This window comes from Myroides fluvii, from assembly GCF_009792295.1.
GTDB lineage: Bacteria > Bacteroidota > Bacteroidia > Flavobacteriales > Flavobacteriaceae > Flavobacterium > Flavobacterium fluvii_A.
Window position 1 is genome coordinate 2,295,129 of record NZ_CP039934.1, and the last position, 26,040, is coordinate 2,321,168.

The window sequence follows — 26,040 nt, forward strand, 5'->3', positions numbered from 1 at the left end:
AAATTGAATTTTTATTTTTTAGAAGAAAAATAAGGAGAAATAGGTCGAATGGTGTCAAAGGGAGAATTGATGAGTTAAATCATTGCGATTGTATAGATTTGTCTATTTTTGTAAATAAAATATAGATTATGAAAAAAGTAATTGGTTTAGTGATGGCCTTCGGTTTTCTATTTCAATCGTGTGTGACAACAGAAGAGGTAACGGTAAAAAAAGAAGGAGCAATCACTTATGCAATGGATATGGATTTTTCGGAATTGCTACAAGCCATGCCCAACTCAAATAGTATGTCTAAAGACGTAAAAAAGGCATTGGATTTGATTAACGGTGAAGAATTGTCTGTAGAACAACTGTTGGATATCAGTTTGTTAGAAAGTAAAAATCCAGAACAAAAAAGAGATAGTATCCTGAAGGCAAATCCCGATTTATTAAAGAAAACGGAAAACCTTCGCGTACGTGTAATGATGAACGATTCTATCGGAAATGTAGGATTAAAAATTAGAGCGAAAAATGCATCAGACTTGAATGCGTCTTTGATTAATCTAGTGGAATTAAGTGCATTAGGAGAAGCGGGAACAAAGAAATTAGATACTCCTGAATTTGTGAAAAATTCTAAATTTGATTTTAAGAAGAAAACGCTACACCGAACCATTTCAGTTAAATCAGAAGATTTGCAAAAAGGCTTGGGTGAACTTGGGCAAATGGCAGGAATGTTTACGTATAGAATTAAAGTAAATTTTGAACAACCTATAAAAACTGTTTCGTATCAAGATGCTACGATTTCGCAAGATGGAAAGTCTTTTATCAAAGAATTCAAGATGTCAGATGTTATGAACGACCCAAAAATATTGGAATATAAAGTAGAATTGAAATAAAAAAATGCTTGTCGAAAGACAAGCATTTTTTTTATAATTTATTCATATTTGCAGCTAAAGCTTCGATGAATTTTCCGATGGGTCCTTTCACCATCATCGCCATCATGGGGTTGAAATTTCCTTCAAAGTGAAGTTGAATTTCCGTATTGTTGGCGTCAATTGCTGCGATATTTCCCGTTAAGGTAAACGGCAACTTATCACTAGCTGCACCTAAAACAATTTTAGAATGCGGTACTTCCTCTTTTTTCTTTAATTTAATCTCTGGCATCCCTTTTAAAGCAAAGATGAAAGAGTCATCTCCTGTTACTTCAAATTTAGCGATTGATTCAGGCATTAATTTCTCGAAGTTTTTTACGTCGGATAATGCGTTAAATATATATTCAGCGGATTGCGCTACTTTTACTTTTGGACTTTCTAATTGCATACTTTTATTTCTTTAATTATTGATTCCATTCTGATGGATTAACTCTCCATTCTTGTAGTGTTTCTAAATCAGAAGCAGAAATGTAGTTTTGTTTTACTGCGTTTTCCAATAAAGAAGTATAATTACTCAAGGTTGTCAATTCAACGCCTGCTTGAGCAAAATTATCTTTTGATACCTGAAATTCATAGGTGAAAATAGCAGCCATACCCAAAATAGTCGCGCCATTCTCCTTTAAAGCTTCTACAGCTTGTAAGCTACTTTTTCCTGTACTAATCAAATCTTCAATGACAACAACCTTTTTTCCTGGCTCTAGTTGTCCTTCAATTTGATTTTGTCTTCCGTGTTTTTTTGGTTCAGGACGAACATAAACGAAAGGCAACTCCAAGGCCTCAGCCACCAATAAACCAATTCCAATTGCTCCTGTTGCTACACCAGCAATTACTTCAGGCTTGCCATATTTCTCCACAATGTGTTTGGCGAATTCCTCTTTTAAGTACTTTCTTATCTCCGGATAAGACAGCGTAATACGATTATCACAATAAATTGGAGATTTCCATCCTGATGCCCATGTAAAAGGATTTTTTGGATTTAATTTAATTGCGTTAATTTGCAGAAGTAATTCGGCAGTTTGTTGAGCTGTTTCTTTAGTAAAAATCATAATACAAATGTATAAAGTTTTTGTAAACGATAAACCGTTGTTTCTAACTGATAAAATTGAGAAAGAAACCGATTTTCAGTTGTTCTTGTTAGACAGTGTTGATATTGACAAAATTATCATTAAATATTTTCAAAATAAAATTGATAAGGCATTTTTATATCATCCAGACGAAAAAGCCATGATGAAAAGGCTAAAAGAAAAAATTCCAGTGCAAAAAGCTGGGGGTGGAGTAGTGTATAATGCTGAAGGAAAGGTACTTTTTATAAAGCGCAATGGCAAATGGGATTTACCTAAAGGTGGAATTGAAAAACACGAAGAAATTGAGGAAACTGCAGTGAGAGAAGTGGAGGAAGAAACTGGAGTACGCCAATTAAAGGTGGTTAAAAAATTGCCGAAAACTTACCACGTGTTTAAACGAAATGGCAAGTATCGATTGAAAATTACGAGTTGGTTTGAAATGACAACCTCTTATGATGGCGAATTAATGGGACAGACCGAGGAAGGAATTGAAGAAGTAGTGTGGTTTGACAAGCGACAAATCAAAGAAGCGATGTCGAATTCCTATGAGAATATTAAGCTTTTAGTAGAAGAAGCAGGTTTGCTTAATGAATAAATAAAAAAGTCGCTCATGAGCGACTTTTTTATATTTATATCCGTACTGGTGTAGGTACCAATTTGGTGTAATCTCCATTATTGCGAATGACATCTCGAACAATGCTCGAACTGATAAAGGAAGTGCTGGCAGCAGTCAATAAAAATACAGTTTCAATTTTAGTTAAGAATCGATTGGTATGTGCAATAGCCTTCTCAAATTCAAAATCTGCTGGATTTCTCAATCCTCTTAAAATAAACTGTGCTTCTCTTAGGTGACAAAAATCAGTGGTTAATCCTTGATAGGTTTCTACTTTTATTTTTGGTTCGTTGGCAAAGGTTTTCTCAATAAAAACTTTGCGTTCTTCTAAGGTGAACATGTATTTTTTATCAGCATTAACACCAATAGCAATGATAATCTCATCAAAAAGAGGTAAGGCTCGTTTGATGATATCATAATGTCCATTTGTAATCGGGTCAAATGACCCTGGAAAAACAGCTCTTCTCATAGTTTGGGAGTCTTTATTTTTGCAAAGCTAAAACTATTGCATTGTCAAACAAATCAGGCAAGGAAATTTTAGCCTCTGCCGCTTGTTGAGGTAAAATACTTTCTCTGGTTAACCCAGGAACAGTATTCATCTCGAGTAAAAAGGGCGTATCTCCAACAAGAATAAATTCACTGCGTGAAAATCCATCCATTTGTAAAATGCGATAGATCTTAATTGCAACGTCTTCTACTTTAGCTTTCATGGCCTCGTCAATTCGCGCTGGAGTTATTTCTTGCGATTTACCTAAATATTTAGCTTCATAATCAAAAAAGTCGTTTTCGCTGACAATTTCCGTAATCGGCAAGACGATAATTTCTCCTTTGTAATTAATAACCCCCACAGAAACTTCAGTTCCTTTTAAGAAACTCTCGATTAATATCTCATGGTCCTCTTTGTAAGCAACGTCAATGGCTCGTACTAATTCTTCTGTTGTATGGGCTTTTGAAATACCAAAGCTCGATCCTGAACGATTGGGCTTGACAAAACAAGGTAAACCAACACGTTGGATAATTTCTTCTGTATTGATGTCATCTCCTTCATTCAAATAATACGAAATAGCCGTTTTAATGCCATAGGGTTTTAAAACAGAAAGCATATCTCTTTTATTCATTGTCAACGCCGCTTGATAGGAATGACAAGACGTATGAGGCATGTTGATTAATTCAAAATAAGCTTGTAATAAACCATCTTCTCCAGGTGTACCGTGAATGGCATTGAAAACAACGTCAAATAGTAGTTTATGACCCTTGTAAACAACTGAAAAATCGTTTTTATCTACGGGAAATTCATCGTTGTTCTCGTCTACATATACCCATTTATCGCGAAAAATATGAATTTTATACGGCGTGTACTTTGTGCGATCTAAAGTTTCAAATACGACTTGACCACTTTTTAGTGAAATTTCAAATTCACTAGAATAGCCCCCCATAATTATTGCTACGTGCTTCATATACCTAGGATGTTGAGGTTAGAATTATAAAAGAATTGTTTCAAACAAATTTATAATAAAACACAGAAACAAAAAATCTTTTCGATTTTATATCTTTGTCAAAAATCTAACCCTATGAAATTAGTTCAATTTTTGAAAAGTAAGAGCTTTTTAATTTCTCTAGCAGGAGCCGTCGTTATTTCTATCGTTGGTGTATTAGGCCTATTGAAATGGTTGAAAGTAACGACAAATCACGGGCAACACATCGAAGTGCCAAATTTATTGAAGCTAGATACCTTTCAAGCAGAGCAAACATTAGAGCAAAAAGAATTGCGCATGATTGTCTTGGATACACTAGATTACAATAAGAATTTTCCTCCATTAACGGTGTTAGAACAAGATCCTATGCCAGGTTCTAGCGTGAAAGAAAATAGAAAAATCTACGTTAAGATTAATGCCGCTGGATATGGCAAGGTTATTTTACCAGAATTGGAGCAATTAACTTTTAGACAAGCAAGTGCTACAATTGCCTCAATGGGGTTGAAAGAAGGTACGAAATCGTATGCTACTTTTATTGGTAAAGACGTCGTTTTGGAAGTTTATCAAAATGGCAAAAAATTAAAAAAAGGAGATTTAGTAGTGAAAAACTCTAAAATCGATTTCGTTTTAGGAGATGGAAAAGCGGGACTCTCAGCGGAACAATTGGATGTAGCACCCGATATTGAATAAGAAAAGTAATTTATGCAAGAAAATGTAAATGAAGTGTTCGATGATTTAGAAGATGAATTATATGAGCATTTTAGATTCGAAGCAGGTAAAGGACAAGCGCCTTTACGTGTAGATAAATTTTTGATGAACTTGGTTGAAAATGCAACGCGCAATAAAATTCAACAAGCGGCATCAAACGGGAATATTTTTGTCAATGATGTGGCGGTAAAATCCAACCACAAGGTCAAAGCATCAGACGTTGTTCGCGTTTTAATGAAACAGCCCCCCTTTGAGAATATCATAATTCCAGAGAATATTCCATTAAATATCGTCTACGAAGACGATGCTTTATTAATTGTCAACAAAAAACCCGGCTTGGTTGTTCATCCAGGACATGGTAATTATACGGGAACTTTGGTCAATGCGCTGGCTTATCACTTTGACAACTTACCGTTAAATAGCAGTGAGCGCCCAGGATTAGTACATCGTATTGATAAGGATACGAGTGGGTTATTAGTCGTAGCTAAAACAGAATGGGCTATGACTGAATTACAACGTCAGTTTGCTGAGAAGACAACAGAAAGAGAGTATGTCGCTTTGGTATGGGGAAATGTAGTGGAAGATCAAGGAACGATAGAGAGTTATATCGGAAGACACGTGAAAGATCGCATGCAAATGGCCGCTTTTGATGACGAAGAAAAAGGGAAATGGGCCGTTACGCATTATAAAGTGCTGGAGCGCTTTGGGTATGTTACTCTGGTGTCTTGTCGTTTAGAAACAGGACGTACTCATCAAATTCGAGTGCATATGAAATACATAGGCCATACCTTGTTTAATGATGAGCGCTACGGAGGAAACCTTATTCTTAAAGGAACTACATTTACTAAGTATAAACAATTTATTGAAAATTGTTTTCAACTTCTTCCAAGACAAGCCCTACACGCCAAAACCTTGGGATTTGAACATCCAGTAACCAAAGAGTACATGCGCTTTGATTCAGAAGTACCTCAGGACCTGGTCGCTTGTATTGAAAAATGGAGAATTTATTCGCAAAATTCCTCTCTTGAACTAGAATAAAATAGAACCACAAAGTAAAATTTGTGGTTTTTTTATGTGCAGAAATGAAGAGGAAGTAAGGGTTTTTAGCGAAAAAAAAGGTATTTTTGAAGTTTGCTAGACAATTGTTAATAAAGATTAACATTTGCAAATCAATTGTACTAGATAGGTTGAAGGAATCCATGGAAAATAAGTTTAAAAAGCACATTGAGTCGAATTTTACTGAATTAACACAATATCCTCTTTTGATAGCCGTAAGTGGAGGAGTAGATAGCGTTGTTCTATTGCATTTATGTCATCGAATAGGGTTGCATGTAGCTGTAGCTCATTGTAATTTTAACTTGAGAGCGGAGGATAGTAATCTGGATCAACAATTCGTTACGGAACTAAGTGCGAAATTGAAACTGCCTTTCTTTGTCAAAGAATTTGATACCCAGCGATATGCTGTAGAAAATAAAGTCTCCATCCAAGTGGCTGCTAGAGAACAGCGCTACCAATGGTTTGAGGAAATCTTAAAGCTAGAATCGTATTCGTATTTATTGACTGCACATCACCTCGATGATTCGATGGAAACTTTTTTTATCAATTTTTCAAGAGGAACTGGCCTCGAAGGATTGTTGGGAATCCCGGAAAAAACAACTTATATTCGGCGGCCATTGTTAGTGTTTACGCGTGAGGAAATCGAACAGTACGCACAAGCTAATCAAATCGTTTGGCGGGAAGATTATACAAATGCGCAAACAAAATATTTGCGAAATAAGATTAGAAAAAATATCTTGCCTGTTTTTAAAGAAATAAATCCTCAAATTGATCAAACTTTTCAACAAACCATTGGTTTTTTGAAAGAAGCCCATCAAATGAGGGAAGATGCTAGTCGAATGATGTTTGAGAAAGTTGTTCTTAAGCAAGGTGATGATTTGTTGTTTCCTTTAAAAGAATTAAGCGAATTGTCTTTGCCTAAAGCTTATTTGTACAAATGGTTAGAACCGTATGGGTTTAAAGCATGGAATGATATAGCAGAATTAGAAAAGGCTGAAACAGGAAAGAAAATCTTGGCAGAACACTACTGTTTAATCAAAGATAGGGGATACCTTTTATTGCGATTGAAAAGCAAAATAGTAGAGGAGTCAGAGGATACTGTTTATTTACAAGAGAACCAAACTATTACACAACCAATACACTTAACTACAACAAATTATGACAGAAATAAAATTGAATTGACCACGGATCCGCTATGCGCCTATCTCGATCGAGATAAATTGCAGTTTCCGCTGCTGATTCGAAAACCCAAAAAAGGAGATTATTTTGTGCCTTTTGGTATGAAAGGAACAAAGCGAATTTCCAAATATGTGAAAGATGAGAAAATGACGCAAATAGAAAAAGAAAATATTTGGTTATTGTGCTCAGGAGATACCATTGTGTGGATTATTGGAAATCGAATGGATGAACGATTTAAGGTAAGAAATACAACTACTAATGTTTTAAAAATTAAATTAACCGTATGAAAAAATTAGCTTATTTGCTATTTTTCTTTATATCTATTTTCACAGTTCAAGCGCAGATGATGGAAAATCCTGCGAAATGGACAACGAAAATTGAAAAGAAATCCGATACAGAATACACCATTACATGGAATGGTATTATTCAAGATGGATGGCATATGTACTCTCAGTATACTGCTGATGGAGGACCACTGCCAACTGAATTTATTTACAACAATATAGACGGAAACTACGAACTCGTTGGTGCAGCCAAAGAGAGTGAAACCAAAACCGTTTATAATGATGTTTTTGAGGTGGATGAAACTTACTTTGTAGGTCCAGTTCAATTGGTGCAAGAAATAAAATTAACAAATGCAGCTACACCAAATATTCAAGTAGAGTTAGGTTATCAGGTGTGTTTAGATGTGTGTATCAGTCAAAGTAATTTGTTTGTGTACGACCTAAAAACACTTCAAGTAACAGAAGTTGAAAACTTTGAAGCTTATGAAAGTAAAGCAGCCGTAAAAGAAGAAAAAACGCCTGCTGATACTGCTGTAGCGACACCTAAGACGGAAGAAAAAAGAGGGTTGTTTACCATTTTTATCTTGGCATTCTTTTCTGGATTTGCCGCTTTGTTGACTCCTTGCGTATTCCCGATGATTCCGATGACAGTGAGTTTCTTTACAAAGCAAAGTAAAACACGCGCAAAAGGAATTAAAAATGCCATTATCTATGGTTTGTCTATTATCTTGATCTACGTAGTTTTAGGTACGATTGTAACCGCAATTTTCGGAGCAGATTCATTAAATGCGTTGTCTACTAATGTGTATTTTAACATCATTTTCTTCCTATTATTAGTTGTTTTTGCAACATCTTTCTTAGGGGCATTTGAAATTATGTTGCCAAATTCATGGGCCAATAAAGTAGATTCACAAGCGGATAGAGGAGGTATTATTGGAATCTTATTCATGGCTTTGGCCTTAGCTATTGTATCATTCTCTTGTACGGGACCTATCGTGGGAACTCTATTAGTAGAAGCAGCTTCTAAAGGAGGAATTGCACCAATTGTAGGAATGCTAGGATTTTCTTTAGCCTTAGCGCTTCCATTTATGTTGTTTGCGATGTTTCCAGGATGGCTAAACTCAATGCCGCGTTCGGGTGGATGGTTAAATACCGTAAAAGTGTCTTTAGGATTCTTGGAATTAGCCTTAGCCTTTAAGTTCTTGTCTAATGCAGATCTTGTGTTACAAGCGCATTGGTTAGAAAGAGAAGTCTTTTTAGCAATTTGGATTACCATTTTCGGAGCTTGGGCCTTGTATTTGTTTGGTAAGATTCGATTGCCACACGATAGTCCAATGGACAGTATCTCAGTTGGACGTTTGTTTATGGCCCTATTTGTAACGACATTTACTATTTATTTAGTGCCAGGATTGTGGGGAGCACCTTTGAAAATTATCTCAGGATTCCCTCCTCCAATGACCTATTCAGAAAGCCCGTACGGGGTTGGAGGTAAAGGTGGAGCAGGAGGAACTTCTACAACAGACGTTTTACCTGAAGGAGCAAAATATGGCGCCCATGACATCGTCGCTTTTACCGATTATGAACAAGGAATGGCTTACGCAAAATCAGTCAATAAACCAGTTCTTCTTGATTTTACCGGATTCGCTTGTGTGAATTGTCGTAAAATGGAAGATTATGTTTGGTCTGATCCTGCTATTTTGTCGTTGTTAAAGAATGAAGTTGTATTGATCTCACTTTATGTGGATGATAAAAAAGAATTGCCTGAAAATGAGCAATATATTTCAGAAACAACAGGAAAAAAAATCAAGACTATCGGAAATAAATGGAGTGATTTCCAGATGAAACACTATCATGCTAACGCACAACCATACTATATCGTATTAGATGCAGCGGGACAGCGATTGTCTGAACCTGTAGGTTATACACCAGATGTAGAGGAATACAAAACGTGGTTAGAAGAGGGGATTCAAAAAGGAAAATAAAAAAGTATAAGTAAAAAAGCGACCGAATTTTCGGTCGCTTTTTTTTTGTTTATTTTAAGACTAAATCCGCGGATTAATTGATAAATTGTAAGCTTTAAAACTCAAAAAAACAAACCCCTTTAATACAAGTAGATATGATGAAAAAGTTTGTTATTACTAGTTTGGTTGCATTAGCTGTATCCGCTACCTATGCACAAGTACAAACACCGCCAACCAGCACAAAATCAGAAGTACATCAAGTGGTGGGATTGACTGATATTAACATTGATTATTCTAGACCTAACATGCGTGGACGTCTAGTTTTCGGAGATTTAGTGCCTTATGGACGTTTATGGCGTACGGGAGCCAATATGAATACGGTTGTAACTTTTGCCAATGATGTTGAAATTGATGGAAAAATACTGAAAAAAGGATCGTATGCTATTTTTACTATTCCCAAAGTAGAAGAGTGGGAGGTAATCTTCTACAAAGATACCAATAACTGGGGATTGCCAGATAAGTGGGAAGAATCTAAAATCGCCTTGTCTACGAAAGTAAAAGTACAAAACCTCGATCGAAAATTTGAAACGTTTACGATGGCAATTAACAACGTAAACATTGACTATGCGGATTTGGAAATTATGTGGGAGCGTACTTTAATTCCTGTGCGCTTTAAAGTGCCAACGGATCATTTGGCAATGGAAAGCATTACGGATACATTTGATGGGCCTAAAATCGTAGATTATTATGCTGCTGCGGAATACTTCTACTTAACAGGAAAAGATTTGTCCAAGGCTTTATTGTGGATTAATAGCGCAATTGATAAATCAGGGGAGAAAGTACCCTACTATTTTGTGCGATTAAAATCTCAAATTCAAGCTAAAGCAGGAGATAAAGTTGGAGCCGTAGCCACAGCAAAAATGGCGCTAGATTTAGCCGAAAAAGCAAATAATCTAGATTATGTAAAAATGAATAAAGACGCTATTAAAGAATGGTCTAAAACTATTTAGTTTTCTAATGGATGGCGAAATATAAGGTATAACTTGAATAAACAAAGGACTAGGGGGCTTTAAAGCTGATTTCGAAATGCAAAAAAAACAAAAACGCGAAAAAGCAAACCGCATAAAAAATAGTATCTTTGTCTCTTAACAACACAATCTAAATGATGCTGACAGAATTGAATGCTATATCGCCTATCGATGGGCGTTATAGAAGTAAAACCCAATCACTAGCCCAATACTTCTCAGAAGAAGCTCTAATCAAATATAGAGTTTTAGTTGAGGTAGAATATTTTATTGCGCTATGTGAATATAATCTTCCGCAATTGAGTGGAATATCTCCGAATTTATTTCCAGAGTTACGAAAATTATACAAAGATTTTACTGCTGAAAATGCGCTTTGGATTAAGGAAAAAGAAAAGGTAACCAATCACGATGTAAAAGCCGTTGAGTATTTTATCAAAGATGCTTTTGATCGTTTGGGATTAGAAGCATATAAAGAATTTATTCACTTTGGATTAACTTCTCAAGATATCAATAATACTTCTATTCCCCTGTTGACAAAAGAAGCTTTTCACGAAGTATACATGCCTTTATTCCTTTCAGTAGTTAATAAATTGAAAGAACTAAGTCAAGAGTGGAGTGATGTTCCTATGTTGGCAAGAACCCACGGACAACCAGCTTCTCCGACGCGTTTAGGAAAAGAAATAGGTGTATTTGTACAACGTTTAGAAGAGCAATTGCGCTTGTTGAACAATGTGCCATTCGCAGCAAAATTTGGTGGTGCAACGGGAAACTTTAATGCACATCATGTTGCTTATCCAACTAATGATTGGAAGCAATTTGGAGAAGATTTTGTTGAGTTGAGTTTAGGACTGAAATATTCATTTCCAACCACGCAGATTGAACATTACGACCATTTCGCAGCTTTCTTTGACGCGTTGAAACGCATTAATACGATTTTGATTGATTTAGACCGTGATATTTGGACGTATGTTTCCATGGATTATTTCAAACAAAAAATAAAGGCTGGTGAGATTGGATCTTCTGCCATGCCCCATAAAGTAAATCCAATCGATTTTGAAAACTCTGAAGGAAATTTGGGAATTGCCAATGCAATTTTTGAGCATTTGGCTGCGAAATTGCCTTTGTCGAGATTGCAACGCGATTTAACGGATAGTACGGTATTGAGAAATATTGGCGTTCCGATGGGACATACCCTCATTGCTTTTGAGTCGACCTTGAAAGGGTTAAATAAGCTCTTACTCAATGCGGATAAATTCGCTGAAGACCTAGATCGCAATTGGGCTGTAGTAGCTGAAGCAATCCAAACCATTTTGAGAAGAGAAGGTTACCCAAATCCGTACGAGGCTTTAAAAGATTTAACGCGTACAAATACGGTGATTAATAAAGAATCAATTCACAATTTTATTGAAACGCTGAATGTAGGCGAAGAAATAAAAATGGAACTAAAACAAATTACACCAAGTAATTATTTAGGAGTAAAATAAACAAAAAGGATCGTTCTAAAAACGATCCTTTTTGTTTGTATGCATAAAAAAAGACTGTCTTTTTGGACAGTCTTTTTTTTATAGGTAAGCTATTGATTAGATTGCATCAACAATAGCGTTTAACGTAACACTTGGACGCATGGCTTTTGAAGTAGCAGCTGCATTTGTTTGGTAATATCCACCAATTTCTTGAGCCTTACCTTGAGCACCAATTAATTCTTCGTTAATTTTAGCTTCGTTTTCAGCCATCGTTTTAGCAATAGGAGCGAATTTTGCTTTTAATGCTGCATCCTTCGATTGAGCAGCTAATGCTTCTGCCCAATACATGGCTAAGTAGAAATGTGATCCACGGTTGTCAATTGAACCTACTTTACGAGCAGGTGATTTATCGTTGTCTAAAAATTTAGCAGTAGCTTCATCTAGTGTTTCAGCTAATACTAATGCTTTAGCGTTGTTTTGTGTTTGGCTTAAGTGCTCAAAAGAAGCACCAAGAGCTAAGAATTCTCCTAGTGAATCCCAACGTAAATATCCTTCTTCAATGAATTGTTCGATGTGTTTTGGAGCAGAACCTCCTGCACCTGTTTCGAATAATCCTCCACCATTCATCAACGGAACGATAGAAAGCATTTTTGCTGATGTACCTACTTCTAGGATAGGAAATAAATCAGTTAAGTAATCACGCAATACGTTTCCTGTTACAGAAATTGTATCTAATCCTTGACGGATGCGCTCAACCGTAACTTTAGTTGCTTCTATTGGACTTAAAATGCGGATATCTAAACCAGTTGTATCGTATTGTTTTAAATATTCGTTTACTTTTTTGATTAACTCTCTATCGTGAGCTCTGTTTTCATCCAACCAAAAAATAGCAGGTGTTTCAGATAAACGCGCGCGGTTTACTGCTAATTTAACCCAGTCTTGGATTGGAGCGTCTTTCGTTTGACACATTCTGAAGATATCGCCAGCCTCTACTGCTTGTTCAAAGAACACAGTATTGTTTTCGTCAGAAACGCGAATGCTTCCTTTAGCGTCAGCTTGGAATGTTTTATCGTGAGAACCGTACTCTTCTGCTTTTTGAGCCATTAAACCAACGTTGGGTACAGAACCCATTGTTGTAGGGTTATATGCTCCATTCGCTTTACAATCGTCAATTACAGTTTCGTATACACCCGCATAGCAACGATCTGGAATAATAGCTAAGGTATCTTGTTGTTTGCCTTCTTTGTTCCACATTTGACCTGAAGTACGGATCATTGCTGGCATAGAAGCATCAACGATCACATCAGATGGAACGTGTAAGTTTGTAATCCCTTTGTCAGAGTTTACCATAGCAATTGCAGGTCCTTGTGCAATTGCAGTATCAATGGCAGCTTTGATTTCAGCTTCTAAAGCATGTCCTGCAATCTTAGCGTATAAATCACCTAAACCATTGTTTGGACTAATACCTAGTTCAGCAAATACTGTTGCGTATTTAGCATAAACATCAGTAAAGTATCCTTCTACTACAGCTCCAAAAATGATAGGGTCTGAAACCTTCATCATCGTAGCTTTTAAGTGAGTAGAGAATAAAATATTTTTCGCTTTTGCCTCTTCTTTACATTCAGAAACAAAGGCTTTTAATTTATTTAGGTTTAATACCGTCGAGTCAATTACTTCTCCTTGTAACAAAGAAGCGTAGTCTTTCAACAATTTTGTAGTACCATCTGTACCAACAAATTCAATTTTGAATTTACCGTTTTGTCCAACTGTTACTGATTTTTCAGAACCGTAAAAATCACCATCGTTCATTGATGCAACGCTTGTTTGTGAGTCTGCAGCCCAAGCTCCCATTGAATGTGGATGCTTTTTAGCGTAATTCTTTACTGCTTTCGGTGCTCTACGGTCAGAGTTACCTTCACGTAATACCGGGTTTACAGCAGATCCTAAAATTTTAGCATATTTAGCCTTGATCTCTTTCTCTTCGTCATTTTTTGGTTCTGCAGGATAGTTAGGAACAGCAAATCCGTTGGCTTGAAGTTCTTTTATTGCAGCATTTAATTGAGGAATAGAAGCAGAAATATTAGGCAATTTAATAATATTAGCTTCTGGGCTTTTTGCTAATTCACCCAATTCAGCTAAAGCATCGCCAATTCGTTGTTCTTCTTTTAAGTACTCCGGGAAATTTGCTAAAATACGTCCAGCTAAAGAAATATCTCTTGTTTCTACATCAATACCTGCAGTTTGAGCAAAAGCCTGAACAATCGGTAAGAATGAATACGTAGCTAACATCGGAGCTTCGTCTGTAAACGTGTAAAGGATTTTAGAATTTTGTGTCATTTTTGTTCAATTTAAATGATAACAATATAATTGTTGTACGTGTTGTATCTAAAAAGTAAAATTATAAAGCAAATATAAGCATAAGCATTGAAAAAAACGCGCTATTTCAGCGATATAACAGTAGAATTGTTAAGTTTATAATATGTATAAGTAAAATTGCTTTATTGTTATTTTTGACGGTTTTAAAACGAGATATTGCTAAAAAAGGCTGACATATTTCTATGCCAGCCTTTCGTTTTTATTTGCTTATTTTAAATTTAAAAGTTTTTTCCACCAAGGACGCTTATCTTCTAAAACATCATTTCCATAGCCGTAACCATAGCCATAGCCATAGCCATAGCCTCCATACCCTTTCATGGTAGTTGTGTCATTTAATACAATTGACATGTTTTTTAATTTGCCTTCTCGATGTAAATCTGTCGGTAGTTTTAACATGCGTTTATCTAAGTAATTAGCACGCGTTACATAGATGAAAGTATCAGCAAATTTGCTCACTAGTAATGTATCGGTTACTAAGCTTACAGGTGCTGTATCTACGATGATATAATCGTATTCTGTTTTTAATTTTGCAAACATCGACTGGATAGCATTACCCATTAATAATTCTGCTGGATTTGGAGGAATTGTTCCTGCTGGTAGTGCAAAGAAGTTTTCGTATCCATCAATCTTAACGATGAATTGATCAATGTCGATATTCTTTCTTAAAAGGTAATCCGAAACTCCTTTAGAAGGGAGTGTTAAGTAATCTTCTAATCGAGGATTACGCAAATCCATTCCAATCAAAAGCGTACGCTTTCCAGAAAGTGCAATCGTCGCAGCTAGGTTTACAGAGGTAAAGGTCTTCCCTTCTTTTGGAAACGTAGAAGTAAGGAAAATCGTTTTAGCCATTCCTTCTTTTACGTTGCCCAACATGAACTCTAAGTTTGTGCGAATAATACGCAAAGCCTCAGCTGAACTTGATCGACTCGATAAGTCGATAATATTTTCGTGATCATCCGAATGTGGAATATCACCCAAAAACGGAACATCCGTGTTGTTTTCAATATCCAAGCGATTCTTGACTTTTGTATCTAAAAGTAAACGCAAGTAGATCACAGCAAACGGAATTAGTCCCCCTAAAATTAAAGCAGCCAATAAGATAATCGCCTTTTTAGGAGATACCGGTTTATCGGAACTTTTTGCTGTATCGATTACTTTTGCATTGAGATCTGTTGCAGCTAACGTAATCGCTGTTTCTTCTCTTTTTTGGAATAGATACAAGTAAATCGCTTCTTTTACTTTCTGTTGTCTATCTATAATTCTAAACTCTCGCTCTTGTCTTGGAACTTGAGCAAGTTTAGTGCGTAACTCATTTTCTTTATTGTTTAGCTCTTTTTGAGTGATTTTTAAAGAACTTTCTAAACGCATTAGACTTTCTAAAACAGATGCTTTCATGGAAGCAATTTGATCATCTAGTTTGATTACTGCAGGGTTTAAATCTGTTGTACTTGAACTGATTTTATTGCGTTCTAGAACTAAAGTGTTGTATTGATTAATTAACGCATTTGAGCCTATATCCGAAGAAATGATATTTCCTGGTAATAATTCATTGACTTTGCTGCGTTTTAAGAATTCAATCACAGAAGAAACGACTTTAAATTCCGTTTCATTTTCTATGATTTGTTTTTCATACACATTGGCATTCTGAAGATATAACCCTAATTCAGTAGGAATATCCGTAATGCTGTTTTTTGATTTATACCCTTCTACAGTTTTCTCAACATCACTTAATTCATCTGTGATAAGCTTTAAGCGACTGTCAATAAATTCAGAGGTCTTTTCTGAAATGTAACGTTTGTCCGCAATAGCAGCATCATTGTATAAGGTAATTAGATTGTCTAAATAGTCTACAGCTTTTGCAGGAGTAGGGCTTAATAAGGATAAATCTAGAATACTAGAAAATTTATCCGTAGGCGCGATTTGAACACTTTTGACAAAGTAATCTGTTACTTTTTCAATAGGTTGAATCTCAACTGTAATATCGCTAACATCTTCGATGTCTTCGCTAGTATCTGTTTCACTTTCTGTTCCTTTTTTCAAGGTAGAAACAGGTTTAGGTTGGTTTCTCGTAACAATTAACTTCCCTAGAATGGTTTCTATTGGCGTATTGTATTCAAAAGTACCCAAACTACTTTTCTGCTTGTCTAAAAGTACAAAGGAAGTGTCTGTGATGTTCTTTACATAAAACGTATAACGTATTTGGTCAAAGTCAAATACGCGTTCGATAAAGTTGAAGTCAATAGGACTGTTGTTGTACAGCTCACTGTTGATGACGCGACCTTCATTAATATAAGAAATGTTCAACTGTAAACGACGTACAGTTCGCTCTGCTAAAGTGCGAGAAGATAAAATTTGGGTTTCGTTTTCCAGATTACTCTTCCCTCCAGATAACATACCTAAGTCAGCAAAAGCTGAAAGTTCTGTAGAAATACCACCTCCTCTTTTTTCATCTTTTACGATAATGGTTGTATTAACCTTATACGTTTTTTCTGTATAGCGAAGGTAGATAAAAGCCAAAACTAGAGTTAAAAAAATACTGACCACAAACCATCTCCAGTGTATGATGTATTTTTCTAATTCTTCTCGGATATTAATATTTGTATTTTCACTATTGTCGAATTTTCCTTCCATTTCTTTTATTTAGTTGACAGCGCAATTATAGTTACTAATAAGGATAATGCCGAAAGACCTAGCGTTAGGTTTGGACCAACAGCAGAAGAGTTTACTCTTGTTTTGTTTGGCTCGACATATACGATATCGTTTTGGTTTAAGTAATAGTAGGGTGACGTAATAAAATCAGCCTTAGTCATATCCACGCGATAAGGAATGCGTTTTCCCTCTACTTCGCGAATGACTAATACATTGTTTCTTTTTCCGTAAACGGTCATATCTCCTGAAAGTGCAATAGCATCTGTCAGCGTTAAACGCTCACTCACAACCGTGTGAATCCCTGGGCGATTAACTTCTCCTTGAACCGTAACTTTGAAATTCATAATTCTCATGTTGACGATCGGACGAATGATATATTTGCTAATTTCAGTTGTTAGGTAATCAATGGCTTCTTTTTTTGTTAATCCACTGATTTTAATTGTCCCAAGAACTGGAAATTCAATATTTCCTTTATTGTCAACTAAATATAATTGTTGTTGCATTTGACCCGTCCCCGCAGCATTGTTGGGATTTGCAGTCATGGTGTTGACCAAATTGAACGGAGCAGCGGCTTCTCGATCTTGAGCAGATACTATAATCATCAGTAAATCATCTGGTTGTAGATGAGTTTCAAAGTTGGTGACTGTATTGTTTTTCGCTAATACATCATCCACATTTTGATAGTATATCACTGTCTTTCTGGACGCACAAGACGTGAAAAATACAGCTGCTAAGAGGAGCAATACAGCAAATGAGCTTCTTAATTTCATTGTTAATTTTTTTGCAAAAGTAGAACTTTGTTGAGTTGAATAAAAGTAAAAATAGCAATATTTTACAAATTACTGTAAAAGCGAGTTGAAATTAATACTTGTGTTTTAGGGTTAATCGAAGTCTAATTTCTTTTTACGTAATTCGAAGTTTTGACCTAAATATACCTTTCTAACCATTTCGTCTTCTGCGAGTTCTTCCGGAACTCCAGCTTTGAGGATCCCTCCTTCAAACATCAAATAGGTCTTGTCTGTAATTGCTAAGGTTTCTTGTACGTTGTGATCCGTTATTAAGATTCCAATGTTTTTATTTTTCAATTTTGCAACAATACGTTGAATGTCCTCCACTGCAACGGGGTCAACACCCGCAAAGGGTTCATCTAGTAAGATGAATTTTGGATCTGTAGCCAATGCACGTGCTATTTCCGTTCTTCTGCGTTCCCCTCCTGATAACAAATCCCCGCGGTTTGTGCGAATGTGTTCTAGGTTGAATTCGGCAATTAGGGACTCCATTTTAGCCACTTGCTCTTGTTTAGAAAGCTTGGTTAGTTGAAGTACACTTAAGATATTGTCTTCAATACTCAATTTTCGAAAGACGGAAGGTTCTTGGGCTAAGTAGCCAATTCCGTGTTGCCCTCTTTTGTACATTGGAAAATTGGTGATGTCCATATTATCCAAATAAATATGCCCAAAGTTGGGTTTTACCAAGCCAACAATCATGTAAAATGAGGTTGTTTTTCCTGCCCCATTTGGACCTAATAGTCCCACAATTTCTCCTTGATTTACTTCGACAGAAACGCCTTTTACAACCTTTCTTTTCTTGTACATCTTGACAATATTATCTGCTCTTAATTTCATAATTAGTCCTTGTTGTTTGGTGCCAAAACTTCCGTCTTAGGTTTCTTTTGAACAAATTTAGAGATATAAATACTAATTTCATATAGAATCAATAAAGGAATCGATACTATAATTTGACTGATGACGTCCGGAGGAGTGATAATCGCTGCTAAAATTAGAATTAAAACAATCGCATATTTTCTGTATTCTCTTAAAAATTGAGGGGTTACTAACCCTAAAACCGATAAGAAATACATGATAATAGGCAGTTCGAAAATTAGTCCACAAGCAAGAGAAGTGGTTTTAACCAACCCGATATACGAATTAATGTCAATGTCGTTTTTTACAATGTCACTTACTTGTAGATTTACTAAGAAGTTAACCGATAGAGGTGTAATTACATAGTAGCCGAACAGTACCCCTAAGAAGAATAAGAAAGAGGAAACAACGATAAATAACTTAGCGTATTTTTTTTCTTTTGAATAGAGCGCTGGACTAATAAATTTCCAGATTTCCCATAAGATAAACGGTACTGAAATGATGAAGCCCGCTGTAATACACGTCCACATCATCACAGAAAATTGTCCATCCATGGTTCTGTTTTGTATTTCAAAGGGAAGTTCTTGTTGGCAAAAACTATCGTCAAAATCAAAGTATTGCGCAATTTTACAAAAGAATTGATACGTGACGAAATCGCTGTTTTTTGGTCCGAAAATGATCTTATTGAATATAAAATCTCTGAAAAAGAAAGCAATAATTCCTCCTCCCAAAATAAATACGGAGGTGCGGATTAACAGCCATCTTAGTTCTTCTAAATGGTCTAAAAAGGACATTGCCTTTTCTGAGTTTTTTTGTTTTGCCATTTTGTTATACTATTCCTTCTTTTAAAATATCGTGTAAGTGGATAATACCTTGATATTCTCCTGCTTGTGTTACAATTAATTGGGTGATTGAATTGTCTTCTAGCACGGATAATGCACGTGAAACCAATTGATCTGATTCTATTGTTTTGGGGTTTGTACTCATGATATCCTGCGCTAGTATGTTTTCAAAACTAGTATTATTTTGCAACATTCTACGTAAATCTCCGTCTGTAATAATGCCAATTAACGTATTATTATCAATTACGGCGGTTACACCTAGTCTTTTTTGTGAGATTTCTACGATTACATCGTTAATTGAAGAAGTAGGAGATACCATGGGTTTGTTTTGCCCATTTAAAATGTCTTTAACTAATAGAAGTAGTTTTTTTCCTAATGCTCCTCCAGGGTGATAAAGAGCAAAGTCATTCGCAGTGAAATTTCGACATTCAATCAAACAGGCAGCTAAGGCATCCCCTAAAGCCAACTGCGCTGTAGTACTATCCATCGGAGCTAGATTGTTTGGATCAGCTTCTCGATCCACTTTGGATAAGAGTACAAAATCTGCATTTTTACCCAAAAAGGAAGTTTCATTTGCTGTTATTGCAATAAGCGTGTTACCAAAGCGCTTCAATAAAGGGGTAAGTACTTTTATTTCAGGGCTATTTCCACTGTTTGAAATGCAAATGACACAGTCGTTAGGCTGAAGTAAACCCAAATCTCCGTGTACTGCTTCTGCAGCATGCATAAATAGAGATGGAGTTCCAGTAGAGTTGAATGTAGCGACAATTTTACTTCCGATTAAAGCGCTCTTTCCAATCCCCGTGACTACGACACGTCCCTGGCAATTTAAAATGGCTTGTACGGCCTCCGAGAAGTCTTCTGTTAGGTAATCAATGAGCTTTTTAATGCTTTCACTTTCAGATAGTAAAGTTTTTTTTGCTCGGTCTAATATAGTTATAGCTGTATTCAAAATGACGAGAATGTTAAATATTAGGATTGCACCAAAGAAAATTTGTATCTTTAGGTACTGCAAATTTATGTAAAATACCATACAAAAATAATGAAATCAATTGAAATTGACTTGCACAAAGAGTTAAAGAGATTTTTCGGCTTTTCCCAGTTTAAAGGTCTCCAAGAGGATGTGGTGAAAAGTATTATCTCCGGGCACAATACATTTGTGATTATGCCTACAGGTGGTGGTAAATCACTTTGCTATCAATTACCTGCATTGGTTTTAGACGGGACAGCTATTGTTGTCTCTCCGTTGATTGCTCTGATGAAGAATCAAGTTGACGCTATTCGCAGTTTGTCCACAGAGCATGGAATTGCCCATGTTTTAAATTCCTCTTTGACCAAAACGGAAGTAAATCAGGTAAAAGAAGATATTAAACAAGGAGTAACAAAATTGTTGTATGTAGCCCCAGAATCATTAACTAAAGAAGAATATGTGAGCTTTTTACAAGAGGTAGAGTTGTCTTTTGTCGCCATTGATGAAGCACACTGTATCTCTGAATGGGGACATGATTTTAGACCAGAATATCGAAATTTGAGAAACATTATTCGACAATTAGGAGATATTCCCATTATCGGTCTAACTGCTACTGCCACACCAAAGGTACAAGAAGATATCTTGAAAAACCTAGAAATCCCCAATGCCAATGTTTTTAAAGCTTCATTTAATAGACCCAATCTATATTATGAAGTAAAACCCAAAACGAAAAACATTGAAAGTGATATTATTCGCTTTATCAAACAACGCAAAGGGAAGTCAGGTGTGATTTATTGTTTAAGTAGAAAGAAAGTAGAAGAAATTGCCAATGTGTTGCAAGTGAATGGAATTAGTGCCGTTCCATATCACGCAGGATTAGATGCCAAAACAAGAGCCAAACACCAAGATATGTTTCTCATGGAGGATGTAGATGTTGTCGTGGCAACCATCGCTTTTGGTATGGGTATTGACAAACCCGATGTACGTTATGTTATTCATCACGATATTCCAAAATCACTAGAAAGTTATTATCAAGAAACAGGTAGAGCAGGAAGAGATGGAGGAGAAGGGTATTGTTTGGCTTACTATTCGTATAAAGATATTGAGAAGCTTGAAAAATTTATGGCGGGAAAGCCGATTGCTGAACAGGAAATCGGAATAGCGTTGTTACAAGAAGTAGTCGCTTATGCTGAAACGTCCATGTCAAGACGCAAATTCTTATTGCATTATTTTGGAGAAGAATTTGACGAAGTGCATGGTGATGGTGCGGATATGGATGACAATATTCGCAATCCGAAAAAGAAAAGCGAAGCGCAAGACGAACTCCAAAAGGTGTTGAAGATTATTGGGGAAACAAAACAAGTATACAAAACAAAAGAAATAGTATTTGTACTGTTAGGGAAGTTAAATGCGTTACTCAAAGTAAATAAAACAGATCAGCAACCTTTTTTCGGATCGGGAAAAAACCAAGATGAACGCTTTTGGTTGGCTTTGATTCGACAGGCAAATGTAGCGGGATATTTAAAGAAAGATATTGAATCTTATGGCGTGTTGAAGTTGACTGAACTCGGGGAGCATTTTATTGTGAATCCTGTTTCGTTTATGATGACAGAAGATCACGAATATGCAGAAGGAGATGCTGTAGTTGAAAGTGATTTGCCTAGAGCTGAAGTGATTATTGATCAGGTCTTGATCAGTTTGCTTAAAGATTTGCGTAAAAAAGTAGCAAAGAAAGCAGGGGTGCCTCCATTTGTTGTGTTTCAAGATCCCTCATTAGAGGAAATGTGTTTGAAATATCCAATCACATTAGAGGAAATGGCTAATATTATCGGTGTAAGCGATGGGAAGGCTAAAAAATTCGGAAAGGATTTTGTGGACCTTATTCAAAGTTATGTCGAAGAAAATGATATTATCCGACCAGATGATTTGGTGGTGAAATCAACAGGAGCAAATTCGGCTTTAAAATTGTACATTATCCAAAGTGTGGATCGCAAATTGTCCCTAGATGATATCGCAAAAGCAAAAGGATTAGATATGGATGCACTTTTGAAAGAAATGGAGCAAATTGTCTATTCTGGAACAAAATTAAACATCGATTATTGGCTAGATGAAGTGTTAGACGAGGATCAACAAGAAGAAATTTACGATTACTTCATGGATTCTGAATCAGATAATATCAAAACAGCTATGGCGGAGTTTGATGGAGAATATGATACGGAAGAATTGCGATTGATGCGCATTCAGTTTATTACAAAGGAAGCGAATTAATAGAATTTTATTTTTTTAAAAATAAAGGCAAGAATAAAAAAATCCAGAGAAAATTACTTCTCTGGATTTTTTATTGTTCATATAGTTCCCCTCGGTGTGGTTTTAAGGCATCTCTCACGGTTTTCATCTGTTCGTCATTGACCACTAAATAAGCAATGGCGTGAAAGTCATTGATGATTTCTTTATCCATAAGTGTGAAAGGAAGTTTTTCTAAAGCGACGTATTCACGCAAGTGAATGACGTGATGTTCGGCTATTTTCAAAGCATCAGGACCGCGAAAATCCCAAATAAGTTTAATTAATCTCTCCATGGTACATCTAAAAAGTCAAAGATAGATAAAATGTGTTGGATGTAAGGAAGCATTTTTCAAGATCGTGAGAAAGTGTCAAAAGAAGAAACGTTGTTTTTAAACTCCTAGTGGTCGTTGGTTTCCTCTTTTGTTTTTTGTACTTTTGGGAGTAAAATAAATTTGAAACTAGGTATGATTGAAGAGCAAGTGATTTTAGTTAATGAGCAAGATGAGCAAGTAGGTACCATGGGAAAACAAGAAGCCCATGAAAAAGCTTTGTTGCATAGAGCATTTTCTGTGTTCATTTTTAATGATAAAAACGAGATTATGTTACAGCAACGTGCGGCAGAGAAGTATCATTCACCTTTGTTATGGGCAAACACTTGTTGTAGTCACCAAAGAGTTGGCGAGACCAATATCGAAGCAGGAAAGCGTCGATTGAGAGAAGAAATGGGGTTTGAGGTAGCGTTGAAAGATGTTTTTCACTTCATTTATAAAGCGCCTTTTGACAATGGTCTAACGGAACATGAATTTGATCATGTGATGGTAGGGTATTACAATGGAGAACCTGCAATCAATCCAGAAGAAGTAGAAGCTTGGAAATGGATGGGAATCGAAGAGGTGAAAAAAGATATGGAAGTAAATCCTCAATGGTATACCGCTTGGTTCAAGATTATTTTTGCTAAATTTTATCCCCATATTGAAGCACATAAAATCTAAGACAACATGAGATTAACAGTTAGCCGTAAAGCACATTTTAATGCAGCACATCGCCTACATCGCCCCGATTGGTCCGATGAGCAAAATCAAGCTGTCTTTGGTAAGTGTAATAACCCTAATTTTCATGGGCACAATTACGAATTAATCGTCAATGTAACGGGAGAAGTTGATCCAGAAACGGGATTTGTGATGGATTTGAAAATCTTGTCAGATTTGATAAAAGCAGAGATTGAAGAGGTCTTTGATCACAAAAACCTAAACCTAGATGTTATAGAATTCAAAAACTTAATCCCAACTGCAGAGTATATTGCAGTAGTGATTTGGCAAAAATTAAGGCCTTTTATTGAGAAAGATAAAGATTTAGAAGTGGTTTTGTATGAAACTTCTAGAAACTTTGTAAGTTTTAAAGGTGAAGGGATTTAACACACTTAGTATTCATTAAAAGTTGTACATTTGCGTCTTGTTTTATGCGGTGTCCGCTCTGTGGGCTATTGCAAAATGAGGAAGAAGTTAAGCCTATGAGTTTTATTCAATATCCAATGATGTTTGAACCCATCCTGAAAGATAGAATTTGGGGAGGTGAGAAATTACATACTGTTTTAGGTAAGCAGCAAATTTTTGATGCAATTGGAGAAAGCTGGGAGATTTCGAATGTTCCAGAAAATGTCAGCCTCGTTTCTAATGGAGGTTATAAGGGACAAAGCTTAGAAGAGTTGATTAAGACGTATCCAGAAGATGTCTTAGGTTCGTATATTGTAACCACTTTTGGGTATCAATTTCCTTTGTTGTTTAAGTTTTTAGATGCCAAAGAAGATTTGTCCATTCAGTTGCATCCCAATGACAAATTAGCTCGAGAAAGACATAACTCTTTGGGAAAAACAGAAATGTGGTATGTTATGCAAGCAGACCCTGGAGCACGAGTGGTTGTTGACTTTAAAGAAGGTGTTACCCAAGAAGATTACTTACAACATCTACACCGTAAAACACTTCCTTCTATTTTAAATGAAATTCCCGTAAAAAAAGGAGATGCTTTTTTTATACAAACAGGGACAGTTCATGCTATAGGTGGTGGGGTTTTACTAGCTGAAATTCAACAAACATCTGATATTACGTATCGAGTCTATGATTGGGATAGAATGGATAGCGAAGGACAGACTCGAGAATTGCACGTAGATTTGGCATTAGAAGCAATCAATTACGAAAAAAAACAAGTAGTACTTTCGTATGATAAAAAAATCAATCAAGCGAATCCATTAGTATCATGCCCGTTTTTTACGGTTAATTTGATCCCTTTGGAGGAGCGATATGAAATAAAGAAGCCCTTAGATCGTTTTTACCTTTACGTTTGTACAGAAGGAGCGTGTGAGCTTCAAATTAATGCGTTAACGTGCGGAATTAAAAAAGGACAAACCGTGTTAATACCAGCATCAGTAAAGAATTTGGTTGCAACTGGTCATGCAACGTTGTTAGAAATATATATCGATTAGACCGGCGATATAGCAAAGATAATATGTACTTTTGTTTAAATTTTAAATAAATTATTATGGCAAGTGTAAGAGAACTTAAAAAAGATGTTCACCAAGTATTAGGAGATATCATTGAAGCAATTTATATTCATGAATTGACAGTAGGAGGTCCTACAGAAGAGACTGCTGCATTAATCGAGGAAGCATTAACTGGCTTCGACGAATTGATTGTAGACATCAATGCAAAGGGGGTTGAAAATAAAAAAGCTCACTTTAAAGGCGTTTTTGTAAAATTGGAGAACATTGCAGGTCAATTAGTTGGAAAAATCAACAACTTGTAATTGAAATAAAGCGAAAAAAAACACGCGAAATCAGTTGGAAGATTGAAAAAGCGTGTTATATTTGCACTCGAAAAATGAGTCGCCGGTGTAGCTCAGTTGGCTAGAGCAGCTGATTTGTAATCAGCAGGTCGTGGGTTCGAGTCCCTCCATCGGCTCAATTTTTTGAAGATTAAATTTTGCAATGCAATTTGAGTCGCCGATGTAGCTCAGCTGGCTAGAGCAGCTGATTTGTAATCAGCAGGTCGTGGGTTCGAGTCCCTCTATCGGCTCAAATTTTGAAAATTATATTGCAGTGCAATTTTTGCCGGTGTAGCTCAGTTGGCTAGAGCAGCTGATTTGTAATCAGCAGGTCGTGGGTTCGAGTCCCTCCATCGGCTCCAATTTTTGAAAATTATATTGCAAGGCAATTTTGCCGGTGTAGCTCAGTTGGCTAGAGCAGCTGATTTGTAATCAGCAGGTCGTGGGTTCGAGTCCCTCCATCGGCTCCAATTTTTGAAAATTATATTGCAAGGCAATTTTGCCGGTGTAGCTCAGTTGGCTAGAGCAGCTGATTTGTAATCAGCAGGTCGTGGGTTCGAGTCCCTCCATCGGCTCAAAAGCTTCCTAATTTTAGGAAGCTTTTTTTATTTCTATCCAATCGTAAAAAAATAAATGTACTTGACCCGTTTTTTTCGATTTTGTTTCTCATAACCTCAGGTCAAATATAGAATCCAGTAGCATTACTTTATAAGGTAATCCAA

At 36.1% G+C, this 26,040-nt stretch carries 24 protein-coding genes and 5 tRNA genes; 18 read left to right on the forward strand and 11 right to left on the reverse strand.

The annotated features are described in order from the left end of the window. Positions 1–128: 128 nt before the first annotated feature. Positions 129–872 carry a hypothetical protein gene (locus FBR08_RS10485; RefSeq protein ID WP_158962663.1) on the forward strand — a complete coding sequence of 248 codons (744 nt, stop codon included), beginning with the start codon at positions 129–131 and terminating at the stop codon, positions 870–872. A gap of 31 nt (positions 873–903) precedes the next feature. Here FBR08_RS10485 and FBR08_RS10490 read toward each other — a convergent pair whose 3' ends face one another. Both FBR08_RS10490 and pyrE read right to left on the reverse strand, forming a co-directional pair. Continuing rightward, the gene (locus tag FBR08_RS10490) at positions 904–1,296 is read right to left on the reverse strand and encodes an SRPBCC family protein (RefSeq protein WP_158962664.1); all 393 of its coding nucleotides are present in this window, start codon (positions 1,294–1,296) and stop codon (positions 904–906) included. 16 nt (positions 1,297–1,312) lie between these two features. Next, the gene (pyrE, locus tag FBR08_RS10495) at positions 1,313–1,954 is read right to left on the reverse strand and encodes an orotate phosphoribosyltransferase (RefSeq protein WP_158962665.1); all 642 of its coding nucleotides are present in this window, start codon (positions 1,952–1,954) and stop codon (positions 1,313–1,315) included. A gap of 7 nt (positions 1,955–1,961) precedes the next feature. Here pyrE and FBR08_RS10500 point away from each other — a divergent pair, with 7 nt between their 5' ends. Beyond that, positions 1,962–2,567 (forward strand): NUDIX hydrolase, encoded by a 606-nt coding sequence (locus tag FBR08_RS10500; protein ID WP_158962666.1) that lies wholly within the window; start codon positions 1,962–1,964, stop codon positions 2,565–2,567. Positions 2,568–2,601: 34 nt separating this feature from the next. Here the strand turns inward: FBR08_RS10500 and coaD are convergent, their stop codons facing one another. Next, positions 2,602–3,054, reverse strand: a complete 453-nt coding sequence (gene coaD / locus FBR08_RS10505; protein ID WP_158962667.1) for a pantetheine-phosphate adenylyltransferase — start codon at positions 3,052–3,054, stop codon at positions 2,602–2,604. A gap of 13 nt (positions 3,055–3,067) precedes the next feature. Next, positions 3,068–4,042, reverse strand: a complete 975-nt coding sequence (locus FBR08_RS10510; RefSeq protein WP_158962668.1) for a D-alanine--D-alanine ligase — start codon at positions 4,040–4,042, stop codon at positions 3,068–3,070. Positions 4,043–4,156: 114 nt separating this feature from the next. On the opposite strand from FBR08_RS10510, the gene FBR08_RS10515 reads away from it, so the two are divergent. The 6 genes from FBR08_RS10515 (at position 4,157) to purB (ending at position 11,757) form a co-directional block, all read left to right on the forward strand. Further along, the gene (locus FBR08_RS10515) at positions 4,157–4,750 is read left to right on the forward strand and encodes a PASTA domain-containing protein (protein WP_158962669.1); all 594 of its coding nucleotides are present in this window, start codon (positions 4,157–4,159) and stop codon (positions 4,748–4,750) included. Between the two features lie 12 nt (positions 4,751–4,762). Then, positions 4,763–5,806, forward strand: coding sequence for an RluA family pseudouridine synthase (locus FBR08_RS10520; protein WP_158962670.1), 1,044 nt, complete (start codon positions 4,763–4,765; stop codon positions 5,804–5,806). 161 nt (positions 5,807–5,967) lie between these two features. Then, positions 5,968–7,290, forward strand: coding sequence for a tRNA lysidine(34) synthetase TilS (tilS, locus tag FBR08_RS10525; RefSeq protein WP_158962671.1), 1,323 nt, complete (start codon positions 5,968–5,970; stop codon positions 7,288–7,290). Then, entirely contained in the window at positions 7,287–9,269 is a 1,983-nt protein-coding gene (locus FBR08_RS10530; RefSeq protein ID WP_158962672.1) for a protein-disulfide reductase DsbD family protein, read from the forward strand. Before tilS ends, FBR08_RS10530 begins: the two co-directional genes overlap by 4 nt. 134 nt (positions 9,270–9,403) lie before the next feature. After that, entirely contained in the window at positions 9,404–10,258 is an 855-nt protein-coding gene (locus FBR08_RS10535; RefSeq protein WP_158962673.1) for a DUF2911 domain-containing protein, read from the forward strand. Positions 10,259–10,413: 155 nt separating this feature from the next. Beyond that, positions 10,414–11,757: an adenylosuccinate lyase gene (gene purB, locus FBR08_RS10540; protein ID WP_199268667.1), complete on the forward strand. Its 1,344-nt coding sequence runs from the start codon at positions 10,414–10,416 to the stop codon at positions 11,755–11,757. Between the two features lie 96 nt (positions 11,758–11,853). Here purB and FBR08_RS10545 read toward each other — a convergent pair whose 3' ends face one another. The 6 genes from FBR08_RS10545 to FBR08_RS10570 all read right to left on the reverse strand — a co-directional run bounded on the left by FBR08_RS10545 (position 11,854) and on the right by FBR08_RS10570 (position 20,198). After that, on the reverse strand, positions 11,854–14,073 hold the full coding sequence (locus tag FBR08_RS10545) for an NADP-dependent isocitrate dehydrogenase (protein WP_158962675.1): 2,220 nt from the start codon (positions 14,071–14,073) through the stop codon (positions 11,854–11,856). Between the two features lie 246 nt (positions 14,074–14,319). Beyond that, on the reverse strand, positions 14,320–16,743 hold the full coding sequence (locus FBR08_RS10550) for a GumC family protein (protein ID WP_158962676.1): 2,424 nt from the start codon (positions 16,741–16,743) through the stop codon (positions 14,320–14,322). 5 nt (positions 16,744–16,748) lie between these two features. Next, a complete protein-coding gene (locus tag FBR08_RS10555) occupies positions 16,749–17,531 on the reverse strand; it encodes a polysaccharide biosynthesis/export family protein (RefSeq protein WP_158962677.1) in 783 nt (260 codons plus the stop codon). 111 nt (positions 17,532–17,642) lie between these two features. Beyond that, positions 17,643–18,386, reverse strand: coding sequence for an LPS export ABC transporter ATP-binding protein (gene lptB, locus FBR08_RS10560; protein WP_158962678.1), 744 nt, complete (start codon positions 18,384–18,386; stop codon positions 17,643–17,645). A gap of 2 nt (positions 18,387–18,388) precedes the next feature. Beyond that, positions 18,389–19,228, reverse strand: a complete 840-nt coding sequence (tatC, locus tag FBR08_RS10565) for a twin-arginine translocase subunit TatC (RefSeq protein ID WP_158962679.1) — start codon at positions 19,226–19,228, stop codon at positions 18,389–18,391. Positions 19,229–19,232: 4 nt separating this feature from the next. Further along, the gene (locus FBR08_RS10570) at positions 19,233–20,198 is read right to left on the reverse strand and encodes a KpsF/GutQ family sugar-phosphate isomerase (RefSeq protein ID WP_158962680.1); all 966 of its coding nucleotides are present in this window, start codon (positions 20,196–20,198) and stop codon (positions 19,233–19,235) included. Positions 20,199–20,288: 90 nt separating this feature from the next. Here FBR08_RS10570 and FBR08_RS10575 point away from each other — a divergent pair, with 90 nt between their 5' ends. Next, positions 20,289–22,484, forward strand: coding sequence for an ATP-dependent DNA helicase RecQ (locus tag FBR08_RS10575; RefSeq protein ID WP_158962681.1), 2,196 nt, complete (start codon positions 20,289–20,291; stop codon positions 22,482–22,484). Between the two features lie 70 nt (positions 22,485–22,554). Here the strand turns inward: FBR08_RS10575 and FBR08_RS10580 are convergent, their stop codons facing one another. Continuing rightward, entirely contained in the window at positions 22,555–22,794 is a 240-nt protein-coding gene (locus FBR08_RS10580; RefSeq protein WP_158962682.1) for a hypothetical protein, read from the reverse strand. A 171-nt stretch (positions 22,795–22,965) separates the two neighbouring features. Between FBR08_RS10580 and idi the strand changes: the two genes are divergently transcribed. The 9 genes from idi (at position 22,966) to FBR08_RS10625 (ending at position 25,893) form a co-directional block, all read left to right on the forward strand. Further along, positions 22,966–23,493, forward strand: coding sequence for an isopentenyl-diphosphate Delta-isomerase (gene idi, locus FBR08_RS10585; RefSeq protein WP_158962683.1), 528 nt, complete (start codon positions 22,966–22,968; stop codon positions 23,491–23,493). Between the two features lie 6 nt (positions 23,494–23,499). Continuing rightward, positions 23,500–23,916 carry a 6-carboxytetrahydropterin synthase gene (locus FBR08_RS10590; RefSeq protein ID WP_158962684.1) on the forward strand — a complete coding sequence of 139 codons (417 nt, stop codon included), beginning with the start codon at positions 23,500–23,502 and terminating at the stop codon, positions 23,914–23,916. A 95-nt stretch (positions 23,917–24,011) separates the two neighbouring features. After that, on the forward strand, positions 24,012–24,980 hold the full coding sequence (locus FBR08_RS10595) for a type I phosphomannose isomerase catalytic subunit (RefSeq protein WP_199268591.1): 969 nt from the start codon (positions 24,012–24,014) through the stop codon (positions 24,978–24,980). Between the two features lie 56 nt (positions 24,981–25,036). After that, the gene (locus tag FBR08_RS10600; protein ID WP_158962686.1) at positions 25,037–25,300 is read left to right on the forward strand and encodes a hypothetical protein; all 264 of its coding nucleotides are present in this window, start codon (positions 25,037–25,039) and stop codon (positions 25,298–25,300) included. Between the two features lie 81 nt (positions 25,301–25,381). Beyond that, a tRNA-Thr gene (locus tag FBR08_RS10605) sits at positions 25,382–25,455 on the forward strand. Positions 25,456–25,495: 40 nt separating this feature from the next. After that, a tRNA-Thr gene (locus FBR08_RS10610) sits at positions 25,496–25,569 on the forward strand. 34 nt (positions 25,570–25,603) lie between these two features. Further along, positions 25,604–25,680: transfer RNA gene (locus FBR08_RS10615), tRNA-Thr, on the forward strand. Positions 25,681–25,711: 31 nt separating this feature from the next. After that, positions 25,712–25,788 (forward strand) — tRNA-Thr (locus FBR08_RS10620). 31 nt (positions 25,789–25,819) lie between these two features. Beyond that, a tRNA-Thr gene (locus tag FBR08_RS10625) sits at positions 25,820–25,893 on the forward strand. The last annotated feature ends 147 nt before the right edge of the window (positions 25,894–26,040 follow it).